The sequence below is a fragment of the Sporolactobacillus inulinus genome (genome assembly GCF_006539285.1).
Taxonomy (GTDB): Bacteria; Bacillota; Bacilli; order Bacillales; family Sporolactobacillaceae; genus Sporolactobacillus; species Sporolactobacillus inulinus.
In genome coordinates this window covers 52,307-64,802 of sequence record NZ_BJMS01000002.1, presented here as the reverse complement: position 1 = coordinate 64,802, position 12,496 = coordinate 52,307, and the positions used below count along the sequence as shown (strand labels likewise).

The 12,496-nt window shown below is 46.4% G+C and carries 12 protein-coding genes and 1 other annotated feature; of the genes, 8 read left to right on the top strand and 4 right to left on the bottom strand.

Going from position 1 to position 12,496, the window contains the following annotated elements:
- Positions 1-14 precede the first annotated feature (14 nt).
- Positions 15-249 (top strand) — a binding site (T-box leader).
- An 83-nt stretch (positions 250-332) separates the two neighbouring features.
- Both leuS and SIN01_RS00495 read left to right on the top strand, forming a co-directional pair.
- Positions 333-2,756 (top strand): leucine--tRNA ligase, encoded by a 2,424-nt coding sequence (gene leuS / locus SIN01_RS00500; RefSeq protein WP_010024992.1) that lies wholly within the window; start codon positions 333-335, stop codon positions 2,754-2,756.
- A gap of 353 nt (positions 2,757-3,109) precedes the next feature.
- Positions 3,110-4,705, top strand: coding sequence for a putative polysaccharide biosynthesis protein (locus SIN01_RS00495; protein ID WP_010027344.1), 1,596 nt, complete (start codon positions 3,110-3,112; stop codon positions 4,703-4,705).
- Positions 4,706-4,786: 81 nt separating this feature from the next.
- On the opposite strand, the gene SIN01_RS00490 is transcribed toward SIN01_RS00495, so the two are convergent.
- The 3 genes from SIN01_RS00490 to cysK all read right to left on the bottom strand — a co-directional run bounded on the left by SIN01_RS00490 (position 4,787) and on the right by cysK (position 7,041).
- Positions 4,787-5,224 carry a hypothetical protein gene (locus SIN01_RS00490; RefSeq protein WP_010027345.1) on the bottom strand — a complete coding sequence of 146 codons (438 nt, stop codon included), beginning with the start codon at positions 5,222-5,224 and terminating at the stop codon, positions 4,787-4,789.
- Positions 5,225-5,332: 108 nt separating this feature from the next.
- Entirely contained in the window at positions 5,333-5,551 is a 219-nt protein-coding gene (locus tag SIN01_RS00485; RefSeq protein WP_010027347.1) for a DeoR family transcriptional regulator, read from the bottom strand.
- 560 nt (positions 5,552-6,111) lie between these two features.
- On the bottom strand, positions 6,112-7,041 hold the full coding sequence (cysK, locus tag SIN01_RS00480; protein WP_010027452.1) for a cysteine synthase A: 930 nt from the start codon (positions 7,039-7,041) through the stop codon (positions 6,112-6,114).
- 196 nt (positions 7,042-7,237) lie between these two features.
- On the opposite strand from cysK, the gene thpR reads away from it, so the two are divergent.
- From thpR to trmB, 4 genes are all read left to right on the top strand, one after another.
- Positions 7,238-7,810, top strand: coding sequence for an RNA 2',3'-cyclic phosphodiesterase (gene thpR / locus SIN01_RS00475; protein ID WP_010027451.1), 573 nt, complete (start codon positions 7,238-7,240; stop codon positions 7,808-7,810).
- 51 nt (positions 7,811-7,861) lie between these two features.
- Positions 7,862-8,623 carry a hypothetical protein gene (locus SIN01_RS00470; RefSeq protein ID WP_010027449.1) on the top strand — a complete coding sequence of 254 codons (762 nt, stop codon included), beginning with the start codon at positions 7,862-7,864 and terminating at the stop codon, positions 8,621-8,623.
- A 192-nt stretch (positions 8,624-8,815) separates the two neighbouring features.
- A complete protein-coding gene (locus SIN01_RS00465) occupies positions 8,816-9,547 on the top strand; it encodes a phosphotransferase family protein (protein WP_010027448.1) in 732 nt (243 codons plus the stop codon).
- A 239-nt stretch (positions 9,548-9,786) separates the two neighbouring features.
- On the top strand, positions 9,787-10,428 hold the full coding sequence (gene trmB, locus SIN01_RS00460) for a tRNA (guanosine(46)-N7)-methyltransferase TrmB (protein ID WP_010027447.1): 642 nt from the start codon (positions 9,787-9,789) through the stop codon (positions 10,426-10,428).
- Between the two features lie 39 nt (positions 10,429-10,467).
- Here trmB and SIN01_RS00455 read toward each other — a convergent pair whose 3' ends face one another.
- Positions 10,468-10,797, bottom strand: coding sequence for a PepSY domain-containing protein (locus SIN01_RS00455; protein ID WP_010027446.1), 330 nt, complete (start codon positions 10,795-10,797; stop codon positions 10,468-10,470).
- Between the two features lie 190 nt (positions 10,798-10,987).
- Here SIN01_RS00455 and SIN01_RS00450 point away from each other — a divergent pair, with 190 nt between their 5' ends.
- Both SIN01_RS00450 and SIN01_RS00445 read left to right on the top strand, forming a co-directional pair.
- A complete protein-coding gene (locus SIN01_RS00450) occupies positions 10,988-11,509 on the top strand; it encodes a DUF84 family protein (RefSeq protein WP_047034930.1) in 522 nt (173 codons plus the stop codon).
- A gap of 123 nt (positions 11,510-11,632) precedes the next feature.
- On the top strand, positions 11,633-12,451 hold the full coding sequence (locus SIN01_RS00445; RefSeq protein ID WP_010023961.1) for a DUF1444 family protein: 819 nt from the start codon (positions 11,633-11,635) through the stop codon (positions 12,449-12,451).
- Positions 12,452-12,496 lie beyond the last annotated feature (45 nt).

The window sequence follows — 12,496 nt, the reverse complement described above, 5'->3', positions numbered from 1 at the left end:
CAACCTAAAACGAACGAATACTGATGATGAAGAAAAGTAGCCTGTGAGCGGTTTTCAGAGAGTCGGCGCTTGGTGTGAGCCGATACGGTAAGCAGACGAACTCGCTTCGGAGGTGCGGGAGGGCCCATCATTGGGTATCCCGACGCAGCCCGCGTTACAGGGATTAAGCGAGCATGGACGTCTGATGTCTCATGCTAATCTGGGTGGTACCGCGGGAATAAAACAAGTCATCAACCTCTCGTCCCTGACAAACTGTTGGGGCGAGAGGTTTTTCTGTTTTTCACAATCTATTTTGACGATGCAGGATTTAAAAGGAGGAAATCGCCATGGCAATGGCATTTGATCACCGAAAAATTGAAACAAAATGGCAAAAATTCTGGGATGAGCATCAAACGTTTCGTACAGATGATGGATCGGATAAACCGAAATATTATGTTTTGGATATGTTTCCTTATCCATCAGGAAAGGGACTGCATGTTGGTCATCCGGAAGGGTATACGGCAACGGATATTATGGCGCGGATGAAACGGATGCAAGGCTTTGAAGTGCTGCATCCGATGGGCTGGGATGCCTTCGGACTTCCGGCCGAGCAATATGCGCTTGATACAGGCAACGATCCTGCCGAATTCACCAAGAAAAATATTGCAACATTCAAAAGGCAGATTAAATCACTCGGGTTCTCGTACGACTGGAATCGTGAAATCAATACGACAGATCCGGAGTATTATCGATGGACGCAATGGATCTTTCTGCAGCTTTACAAAAAAGGGCTCGCCTACATTGCCGAAGTACCGGTAAACTGGTGCCCGGCACTTGGAACGGTACTTGCAAATGAAGAGGTTATCGATGGAAAAAGTGAACGCGGCGGCTTCCCGGTCGTCCGCAAGCCCATGAAGCAGTGGATGCTTAAGATCACCGCTTACGCCGATCGCCTGCTTAAAGACCTTGAAGACTTGGATTGGCCGGAGAGCATTAAAGAAATGCAGCGCAACTGGATCGGTCGTTCTGAAGGTGCCGAGGTTCAATTCCAAATTGATGGTCACGATGATGAAAAGGTAACCGTCTTTACCACACGTCCGGATACGCTGTTCGGAGCAACCTATATGGTTCTCGCTCCCGAACACAGACTCATTGATAAAATCGTCACTCCGGAACAAAAAGAAAGTATTGATCACTACCGCGCAGAAGTGGCTGCTAAGAGCGATCTTGAACGTACGGATCTTGCAAAAACGAAAACGGGTGCTTTTACCGGTGCGTATGCGATTAACCCGGTCAATGGCAAAAAAGTGCCGATCTGGATTGCCGATTACGTTCTGATCACGTACGGCTCCGGTGCGATTATGGCGGTTCCTGGGCATGATGAGCGCGACTATGAATTCGCAACCAAATTCCACCTGCCGATCATTGAAGTGGTTGCCGGCGGCGATCTGTCGAAAGAAGCATACACCGGTGAGGGCAAACACGTGAACTCTGGGTTCCTAGATGGACTTGGCAAAAAAGAAGCGATTACGAAAATGATCGATTGGCTTGAAGCGCATAAAGTCGGAAATCGTAAAATTACGTATCGCCTGCGTGACTGGCTGTTCAGCCGTCAGCGTTACTGGGGCGAACCGATCCCGATCATTCATATGGAGGACGGATCGCTCAAAGCGGTTCCGGAAGAAGAACTGCCGCTGCGCTTGCCGAAAACCGAAAACATCCAGCCATCCGGAACAGGCGAATCACCGCTAGCAAATGACACCGATTGGATCAATATCATTGATCCGGAAACCGGGATGAAAGGACGCCGTGAAACCAATACGATGCCTCAGTGGGCAGGCAGCAGCTGGTACTTCCTTCGCTATGTCGATCCGCATAATCCTGAGAAACTTGCGGATCCAGAAAAGTTGAAACGGTGGATGTCGGTTGATCTGTATGTTGGCGGTGCAGAACATGCCGTACTGCACTTGCTGTATGCGCGCTTCTGGCATAAAGCACTTTATGATCTTGGCGTCGTGCCAACAAAAGAACCGTTCCAGAAACTGGTCAACCAGGGCATGATCCTTGGCAGCAATCATGAAAAGATGAGTAAATCCAAAGGGAATGTGGTTAATCCGGATGAAATTGTAGGCTCTCATGGCGCAGACACGCTGCGTCTCTATGAAATGTTCATGGGGCCGATCGATGCCGCCGTTGCCTGGTCTGAAAAAGGGATTGACGGTGCTCGCCGTTTTCTCGATCGTATCTGGAGACTCTTTGTCAGCCCAGAGGGTGGTTTGGCTGAAAACATTACACAAACGGGTTCAACCGACGAGGCTTTTGAGAAAGTGTACCATCAGACCGTGAAAAAGGTAACGGAAGACTATGAGATCATGCACTTCAATACCGGCATTGCGCAATTGATGACCTTCATTAACGAAGCGTACAAACAAGAAACGATTCCTGCATCGATGGCAGAAGGGTTTATCAAACTGCTTTCGCCGATCGCACCACACATCAGTGAAGAAATTTGGTCGCTGCTTGGTCATGAAGATTCGATTGAAAAATCATCGTGGCCGTCGTTCGATGCGAAAAAATTGGTTGAAGATCAAGTTGAAATCATCGTTCAGGTGAACGGAAAGATCCGTACACGGTTCCAAGTTGATAAAGGGGTTGCGCGTGAACGTCTTCAAGAAATTGCATTGAATGACGAACGGATTAAAGAACGTCTCGAGGGCAAATCAGTGAAAAAAGTGATTGCGGTTCCAGATAAATTGGTTAATATCGTCGCAAAATAATAGAAAAAAGGCCTTCATAAAAACCGCTTTCCGTGCGAACGCATAGGAGCGGTTTTTTTGCAGGTAAAGAGAGTAAGTATATGATTCTTGGTCACGCAAAGGGCAGTGCATCAAACGCACAGATGCTCGGGCGCCTGCGGAGCGGCTCTGTTGATCGCGAGCCAAGAGAGACTCCGCAGGTACCAGCATGTCTGAGGAGGATCCTGGACTGCCCGAGGCCGCGCCCTTTTTTCGACAAAATGTTACAAATAAAGTACGACCATGTCGAAGCCATGCGGTACAATCGTAATATTGTGGTAAAATACAAAGAGTTGTGGGCCAAGCGCCCAATTGAAGATTAGGAGCGTTGACAGATGTCCGCATCGAAAATGATCCGAGGTGCCATGATTTTAACAGTCGCCTCAATTGTTTCACGTTTGCTTGGGATTTTCTTTATCATTCCATATAACGCGTTAACCGGTACAGAAGGGACTTTTCTCTATGGGATCGCTTATACTCCTTATGGCATTATGCTGAGTGTATCGACGATGGGGCTTCCACTAGCTGTGTCAAAATACGTTTCAAAGTATAATGCGATTGGCGACTATGAATCCGGAAGGCGGCTGCTTAAATCCGGGTTTCTGTTAATGGCGGTAACCGGGCTGATTGGTTTTCTGATTCTTTTTATCGGGGCACCGCATATTGCTGCTGCTTACGGCTTGCCGGCAAACAGAATCAATGATGTGATCTTGGTTATTCGTGTGGTTAGTATTGCCATTCTGATTGTCCCGGTCATGAGCCTGATGCGCGGGTATTTTCAAGGCTATCAGTCAATGGGTCCGACAGCGGTTTCCCAGATTGTTGAGCAGGTTGTCCGGATTGCATTCATTTTAATCGGCGCGTTTCTCGTGATTAAAGTCTTTCAGGGTTCGCCGGTTACCGCCGCCGCACTTGCCACTTTCGCAGCATTTGTCGGAGCGGTTGGCGGCCTTTATGTCATGCTGCATTATTGGGTGGCGCGGCGCGGACGTATGTCACAGATGAAGCAAACGGTACAGAGAAGAAAGAAAATATCCTATTTATCGATGTATCGCGAGTTAGTCAATTATGCCATTCCTTTTGTTGCGGTTGGGATTTCGATGCAGCTGTATCAATTGATTGATCAATTCATGGCGTACCATTACTTAGGGTACAGCGCGCAAGTCAAGGAGCTCGTGATTACCGATTTAACGGTTAATGATCAAAAGATGGTGATGATTCCGGTAACGCTTGCAACATCGCTTGCTGTCAGTGCTGTTCCGGCGATCATCAATTCTTATGCAAAGCGAGATATTAACGAAGTCAATCACAAAATAACGCAAGCGTTTGAACTTGTGTTGTTTTTAACACTACCGGCGGCGGTTGGTCTTTCTTCTTTGGGGTATATGATTCACGGTTTGCTCTTTGAAATTAACCTGCACGACTTGCTGATTGGCGGACGCATTCTGCAATGGTACGCGTTGACCGCGATTTTCTTTGCTTTGTTCCAGGTGACAGCGTCCATCCTTCAAGGGATTAATCGGCAGCGTGTCACTTTGATCAGCCTTTGCGCAGGAGTCATTTTTAAAATCCTGCTAAATCCGTTATTTATGAAAGTATTTGGTATGGTCGGTCCGATCCTTGCAACCGATATTGGCTATGCGGTCTGCATCCTTATTAATTTAATTGCGATTAAACAAGCGACCGGTTACAAGTACTCGGCGATCGGTCAGCAGGTGATACATATCGTTGGTTATACGGCAGTAATGGCTCTTGCAATCCAGTTAATCTTTCTCTTATTCGGTGGTTCGATTCCAAGTGGTAGAGGAATTGCATTGCTTGTCGTGATGGTTAGTGTTGTGGTTGGTGCAGCCGTGTACCTTTTTCTTTCCCGATGGACCGGTTTGCTGCGCCGTGTGGTCGGCGGAATGAGAAAGCGCAGGACCGAATAAAAGATTTGATGGGAAAAAGGTGTCTCATTGTCAGTAGTGACGGTGAGGCACCTTTTTTGGGCTTTATGTGTGAAAAACAGTTTATCGTTGCGGGAATCCAGGTCCACCGATTGGAGGAATTGGAAAACCAAGTCTCCGTTCAATGGCCCGCACGCGCCGGTCAAGGTTCTGAATTTCGCGGTCCGTCCGTGCTTGCGAACGTTCCAGACGATCTAATCTGCGATCGAATTGTTGTGGATTAAATGGCGGACGAGGCGGACGCGGAGGCTGCTGAAACTGTCTACTTGCATCGTCTTGTGATGATCCGTTCCAGACAAAGCCGTTTTCTGCATAAGGATTCGCTGTACCCTTAGTATCAAGAAACGGCGAAGATGAAGCATTTGATTGTTCTGACGGAATTGTTGCGGCTTGCTGATTAGAATTAGGCGCGGTTTGATCAATCCATCCTCGTGGTGCCGACGCAGGCTGATAGGCACTCACGTCTTGCGGAAAAGCAGAATGTTCTTCATTTGAAAACATAGATGATGATCCTCCTTGAAATGTCGGTTTGTTCATCCATAGTCTATGCTTCAAAATGATTTTTGCCCATGTGCCCCTGCAAAATAAAAAGAGCTGCGTACAAGCAGCTCAAGAAACCTTTACCTTCTTTTCTGTTACCGTCCATTGTCCTCGGCGGGGACTTTTTACCAAATTATTATAGGTGAGAATATTAAGATCTCTCTGCATTGTTCTCTGTGTCATGTCAAATTCTTCAACTAACTCCTTTGTCGTAACCGTACCTTGATTTCGAATGAACAAATAAACGGACTTAACACGATTTAGCATACGATCAGTTGAAGGACCCAAGTCACCACTCCCCAGATTATTTATCAATAAAAGATATGTCTTTTACTGAGCGAAATATTCAAGCAAGAGTAAATACATTGAATTTTGTTGTACAATAGAATTCGAAACGTATTGAACGACGCGATTACACCGACTGGATCTACATATTGTCTGACTCTATGCGCCAATAAACCGTTTTATTGCGCCTTGAGGTCACATAATTTTCTGTCAACAGTATAAATATAACGCTACATTTTGAAATGTCAAATATTTTGCTGGAAAAAAACATCTATCCGTAGAATAGCGCTATGCTTCTCAACAAATGGACTTCTGAATGCTTACTAATACAAGAAATCGAGTAAGAAAACCGGGCAAAATACGCCCGGTCCTTATTTCCGCGTTGTGCACGGACGACACTCCAGCTGCTCGCTGGCACGCTGTTCCCGCAGGCGCCAGAGCACCTCCGCTTTGATGCTCGGCCAAGACACTGGGCTATTGGTTTGAAGACGGGGCAAAATCATCTACTTTCTTATCTTGTAAAAAAACAGCACGCCCATAGCTTTCTTGGGCGTGCTGTTTCATTAATGTGGGAAAATATCTCCGGACAAGTAACGCTCACCTGTATCATTGATCATACAGACAACGATTTGATCGGGTTTGAAGCGGCGAGCGACTTGCAGTGCGACATATACCGATGCACCTGAAGAAGGTCCGCAGAGAATCCCTTCATCACTGGCTAATCTGCGCGTGATTTCGTAAGCATCGTCATCGCTGACGTCGATAATTTCATCGATGAGCGACATGTCCATGGTATCTGGAATAAAGCCTGGGCTTGTTCCAACAATTTTATGACGTCCCGGTTTTCCCCCGGAATACACTGGTGACCCGGTCGGTTCGCAGATATGTACCGTCATCTCGGGGAAAGCCTCTTTTAGAGCCCGCCCTGTGCCGGATACTGTGCCGCCCGTACCTGCTGCGCCAATGAACGCGCAGAGCGGGCGGTTCAGTTCTTGAATATCACTGATGATTTCAGCGGCAGTTGTTTTACGGTGCGCCTCAGGATTTGCCTGGTTTTCAAATTGCATCGGCATGTAGCTGTTCGGCAGCACTTCAGCAAGTTCTTTTGCTTTTTCGATTGCGCCGGGCATTTTTTTTCTTCCTGAGGTCAAAACCACGTCAGCGCCGAAGGCTTTCAATAAATTGATCCGTTCTTGGGTGATTGTGTCCGGCATGACGATCATCGCTTTATAGCCGCGAGCTGCTGCAGCCATCGCAAGGCCAATACCCATATTTCCAGATGTTGGCTCAATGATCGTTGCCCCTTTCTGAATGATTCCTCGTTTTTCAGCGTCGATAATCATATTTAGTGCTGCACGATCTTTGACACTTTTGGTTGGATTGAAGTACTCTAACTTGGCGTAGATTGCTGCTCCGTTTGGATCGGGCAGTCGATTTAAACGAACCATCGGCGTTTGACCGACCAGTTCATCAATAGATTGAGCAGGTTTCATCGTTGTTTTCTCCCTTTTCTTCGTTGGATGCTTCTCATTATGTTCGCGTTCATGAGGATGAAGTATTCCAATAGTAATGGTTCTATTATACAGGATGAAGTGAACTTGGGTCGACTATTGATAAGCATTCCTTATAAAAATAGTGGGTATTCTAGGTTATAACGGAACAAGTACATCTATGGAGAGAAGGTATTCCATGTCCAATCATTATTTTTTAGGCATTCCTGTTGCGGATGCGTTACGGGAAACGTTACATCATGCTGCCCGCTCATATCTTGAAGCTGCTGCTTATAAGCATAAAACCGACGCTCGTGATTATCATATCACGCTCCTCTTTTTTGGCGCACTGGCTTCCGAGCAGCGCACGGCAATTGTACAAGCAGTACAGCAAATTTCGGAGAACTGGACGCCATTTACGCTCGCCTTGTCAGAAATCGATGGGTTTGGTGATCGTAGGCATCCACGCGTTTTATTTGCTTCATTAAAAGAAACAGAACGGCTTACTGAGCTTCAAGCTGCAATTGCGCAAGCAGTGGCTCCGCTTGGCGTGCGATTGGAGAACCGCCCGTACCATCCACATATCACACTCGCGAAACGCTGGGCAGGCGGCGACCTTCCGACACAGCTGCCTGAGGCGCATCATGAGCTTGCTGGAAAACAGTGGCCCGTATCCGCGGTATCGCTCTTTCAAGTTTGTCCAGGTAAATTGCCCAATTATCAACAGATCTGCTTATTTCCTTTTCAATCTGAAAAGAGAGAGTACTCCTAAACCCTGTTTTTGTATTAAAATAAGGTTTAGAAACACTAAAGGGGAACAAGCATGACTCAATTGATCAAAGTTAATCAATGTATTTCGCGTTATCAGTTAAACTTTCTTGGCTATGCCAATCGCTATCCGTGGCTGAAAAAGCGGCGCCACGTAGAGTGGAAACTGCGTCAACAGGGCGGATTGGCTGATCGTGCCGAGCCGGAGCAGCGATTTGACGATTGGCTGTTTGCAAAACAATTATTGTGGGCAAGCAGTACCGCGGAGGCGTATTCGCCCTTTCCGGATCAACTTTTACAAACCGTTTGGCTGCGGCGTCTGTTAAAAGGGATTAATGATGTGTCTTTTCTTATGTACCAGCCGGTCTTGCTGACAAAATCCGGGCCGGTTCAACTCGACTCAATATTGCTCATGAACGACCGGATCTGCTGCATTCATCCGCTCTTAGGTGCAGCAGGCGATGTGTTCCAACCATTGGAACAGCGGCGATGGCAGCAGATCACCAATGGAGCAAAGCGGACATTGGTCAATCCGCTGATCGCTTTGCGGCGCACCAAAGCGGTCATTTCCGCCTTTTTGCGCAATCAAGGAATGACTGAGCTGCAAGCGCAAGGAGTGGTTTATGCGCCGCAAGCTTATATTGAAAAGGTGCCCGCCGAATCAGAAATTGTGTTTGTTGACCGAAGAAATGAGCGTGAATGGTTTCAACGAGCCGATCAGCATTCTTTGCTCCTAAAAAGAGAACAAGTTGCATGTGCCGAAGCGCTGCTCCATGCGAGCGAAACATTTGCGGAACCAAGGACAAGCGAATCGTGAAAAAATGACAGAATTCGCGTTTTTATGATTGTTGATTATCCGTGAACGTGGTATATTTTTATGCATAGTCTGTTTTTTTCGATAACATGCGAAACGGACATGGAAAGGCAATGGTGGAATGCTTTGATTCATTTTTTCGATGGCGATAATTGGGAAATCTCTCCAGCAGGAGGATTGACAGGAGAAGCATATATGGCAAGCTCTGGGGAAAGTAAGCTTTTTATTAAGCGAAATTCTTCCCCTTTTCTTGCTGTTCTTTCTGCGGAAGGAATTGTCCCAAAACTGCTTTGGACTCGGCGCATGGATAACGGAGATGTGCTTACTGCCCAAACGTGGTTAAAAGGGAGAGTTTTGACACCGAATGAAATGGCTTCAGAGCAGGTTGCCGAAATGCTCAAAAAAATCCATTCTTCCGAACCACTCTTGACCATGATGAAACGCTTGGGAAAGAAACCCGTGACGACTACACAGTTGCTGAACCGATTATCGAGTCAGGCACGCGGCAGGACGGAGACACGTGCATTGCGTCAATCACTGAACTTTTTAAAAGATAATGCCGAACGCGCGGAATATCCGAAGAAAATGGTTTGCCATTCGGATATAAACCATAATAATTGGCTGCTTGGCGAAGATGAAAAGAGCTTATACTTGGTAGACTGGGATCAAGCGGTCATCGCGGATCCTGCTATGGATTTGGCGATGCTTCTCTATTGGTACGTTGAAGAGGAAGATTGGGAAGATTGGCTGAGTCTGTATGGCATGAAACGAACAAAATCATTACAGCTGCGCCTCGTATGGCATATGATTGCAATGACCGTACGCTTTATGTTCTGGCATCAGGAGCATGCAGAGATGAAGAAAATCATCCTTTTTGAGAAGGATCTGCTGTGGCTGAATGACTACGCTGCCGGACTGCTTGTTTAATCAATGCAGCATCAAGCGGCGACAAGTGATCAATTCGTGGATCGGCATCTTTCCGTGACGGGAAGGTGCGCTTTTTTGCGGATCAGGCAGACGCTTATTTCAACTTTTTGCTGATTATTGAACCATTCTCCATGGTAAACTGGAGCGAAAAGAAATAGAATAGATGACGGACCCGCCTAAGCGCTTGTAGCACGTTTAGGATGATTGTCCCGTATGAGCGAACAAAGGGAGAGTTACACATGAGAGTACGACACAAACCTTGGGCAAAAAGCAAACTGAATCAGCATTCGAATCTTGTGGTTCAATCGCCAAAAGATCACAGTGGTGAATGGTATGACATTTTTCACCGAGAGGCACCGCTCCATGTAGAAATCGGCACCGGAAAAGGCCGTTTTCTTACAGGAATGGCGAAAAAATATCCGGATATTAATTTTGTCGGTATTGAACTTCATGAGAGTGTGATTGTAACGGCACTGCAGCGATGCTTGGATGAAGGTTTAGATAATGTGCGGCTGATTAATGAGGACGCGCGCGGTCTGACTGAGTTCTTTGCTGAAGACGAGGTGGATGCTCTCTATTTGAACTTTTGTGATCCGTGGCCGAAAAACCGTCATGAAAAGCGGCGCCTGACCTATTCTGCTTTTCTTGCACAATACGAATATGTACTTAAAAAGGGTGGCCTATTGAATTTTAAAACGGATAATCAAGGCTTATTTGAATACTCGCTCGAAAGCTTTTCGAAATATGGATTTATTCTCCAAAATATCAGTCTCGACTTGCATCATGCAAAAACGAAGGACAATGTCGTTACCGAATATGAAGAAAAGTTTGCTGAAAAGGGCCAAAGAATTTATCGCTGTGAAGCCATTTCAAGCGAATAAAGAAAATCTCCCGCTGCCTGCAACGGGAGATCATTCGGATTAGTCTTGCGCGTTTAATTCAAGGACTGCCCCGCTTTTGGCGTCAGCAATGAAGTCAAAATGGTGCGTGTCATTTTTCCGACTCGCGATGAGGCCGCCTTTATAAACCAGATGAGTTAGGTTGTCTTTGGACCAAGTATGCGGGGTAAGGAAGATCCATGCGCCCTCAATTGGAATTTGCTCTTTGACTTCGCGCTTGACTTGTTCCAATACATGTTCAGAACTTAACGACTTTTTACCGGTCGCGTTGCATGTGGTGACTCTTCCGGCAAGATAACCGATTAGTGAACCGATCAAAAAGGCGGTACCGAAACCGAATCCTTTTTTCATGATCGTCCTCCTTTTTACGAACGCAGGACCGTGGCGCTCAGTGTGCAGATGATCCTGTGTTTTGGTTTATTCATTAGGTTGAACGCATGTGCATGCATAGTTTGTATTATAACATGGAAGAAGTAATAAGATACGCTTGAGCGTTAACGAAACAGGTCCGTGATCTTTATGAAGAAATGAGGCGAACGGTATGATCATCATAGGCGTTGGAACGAAAAATCCTGCAAAACTCAATGCGGTGAAACAAATTGTCGAAGAGCAAGCAATCGATGCTGAAATTCGAAGTTATGATGTGCCTTCAGGTGTGTCCGCGATGCCGATGTCCGATCATGAAACAAGGCAAGGAGCGGTGAACCGGGCGAAAGCGGTGCTAAATCAAGATCCTGAGGTAACCTTTGGAATCGGCATGGAAGGCGGCGTTTCCGATCTTGACGGCGAGATGTTCCTGGTCAACTGGGGCGCCTGTGCCGATCGCGAAGGACGGCTTGTTCGTGCAGGAGGCGCCCGCATCTTGCTTCCACAAGTGCTGGCGGACGGCGTGCGCAGCGGACATGAACTCGGCGATGTTGCCGATGCTTATTTTCATCAGGAAAGTGTACATACGCATGGCGGAACCATCGGCATACTGACTGAAGGACGTGTGTCGCGTACCGAGATGTTTCGCCATATATTGAAACTCATTGAAGGAATCTACGCTTATCAGAAACGGTAAATGAACAGTGTCTGAAGATCACACTGTAACTCCGGGTTTTATCTATGCTAAACTAAGTAAAGTACATCTTCAGCCAAGCATGACTCATGCGAGAACACGCAGAATAAAGGAGCTGATCGCTCAATGGATCGTGCCAATTTAAGAAAATTAGTTGAACAAAGATTGCAGTCTGATGAGACAACCATTCATTTTGATGATAAAAGCGAGCAGTTGCGCGTTGAATTAATTAAAAGTGGAAAAGGGGTCACGCTTTCCCTACCCGAACTTCTGCAGCATTATCATGAGAAAGGCGAACCGGCGCTCGACCAAGCACTTGTTACGATTGAGCGCGGATTGAAAGCCATGTCGGTTTCGCCCCATCTGAAAGGAAAAGAAAAGCGAATTTTTCCAGTCCTTCGTTCGGCGTCCTTTCCAGAAAAAACAAAGGACGGACGGAGGCTGATTGCCAAGGCACATACAGCAGAAACAAAAATTCTCTATGCACTTGACCTTGGCAATGCTTGCCGATTGATTGATGATCGTTTTCTCGAACAAGAAGGTATCGCAGAACAGATGCTTATGGAGTCCGCAGCCTTTAATTTAAACGCGCTGCCCGTAAAAATGAAGAAAGATGTTGTACGAAACAATGCGTTTTATTTTATAAACACAAATGACGGCTACGATGCCAGCAGAATTCTAAACCGCAAGCTGATCGAAAAGATGCGTAGCAAAGCGCACGGAGATCTGACGGTGGCTGTGCCACATCAAGATGTATTGATTTTTGGCGATATTGTCAATCCTGAAGGCTATGACATTCTGGCACAAATGACGATGAAATTTTACACTTCAGGTACGATTCCGATCACCATGATGCCGTTTATTTTTAATGAGCAAGGTGAACTGGAACCCATCTTTATCATGGCAAATAAACGGCCAAAACCAGGAAAAACAAAAAAGCAGTAATGAAACGGCGTGGATGGAAGCATCTTGTCTGGAAGGGGTTAAATG

Excerpts from the sequence above, each read along its gene's own strand:
- SIN01_RS00445 (WP_010023961.1), top strand. The coding sequence starts at position 11,633 with ATGGATCGTGCCAATTTAAGAAAATTAGTTGAACAAAGATTGCAGTCT.
- SIN01_RS00455 (WP_010027446.1), bottom strand. The coding sequence starts at position 10,797 with ATGAAAAAAGGATTCGGTTTCGGTACCGCCTTTTTGATCGGTTCACTA.
- SIN01_RS00470 (WP_010027449.1), top strand. The coding sequence starts at position 7,862 with ATGACTCAATTGATCAAAGTTAATCAATGTATTTCGCGTTATCAGTTA.
- SIN01_RS00450 (WP_047034930.1), top strand. The coding sequence starts at position 10,988 with ATGATCATCATAGGCGTTGGAACGAAAAATCCTGCAAAACTCAATGCG.
- SIN01_RS00465 (WP_010027448.1), top strand. The coding sequence starts at position 8,816 with ATGGCAAGCTCTGGGGAAAGTAAGCTTTTTATTAAGCGAAATTCTTCC.
- SIN01_RS00490 (WP_010027345.1), bottom strand. The coding sequence starts at position 5,224 with ATGTTTTCAAATGAAGAACATTCTGCTTTTCCGCAAGACGTGAGTGCC.
- cysK (WP_010027452.1), bottom strand. The coding sequence starts at position 7,041 with ATGAAACCTGCTCAATCTATTGATGAACTGGTCGGTCAAACGCCGATG.
- trmB (WP_010027447.1), top strand. The coding sequence starts at position 9,787 with ATGAGAGTACGACACAAACCTTGGGCAAAAAGCAAACTGAATCAGCAT.
- thpR (WP_010027451.1), top strand. The coding sequence starts at position 7,238 with ATGTCCAATCATTATTTTTTAGGCATTCCTGTTGCGGATGCGTTACGG.
- SIN01_RS00495 (WP_010027344.1), top strand. The coding sequence starts at position 3,110 with ATGTCCGCATCGAAAATGATCCGAGGTGCCATGATTTTAACAGTCGCC.
- leuS (WP_010024992.1), top strand. The coding sequence starts at position 333 with ATGGCATTTGATCACCGAAAAATTGAAACAAAATGGCAAAAATTCTGG.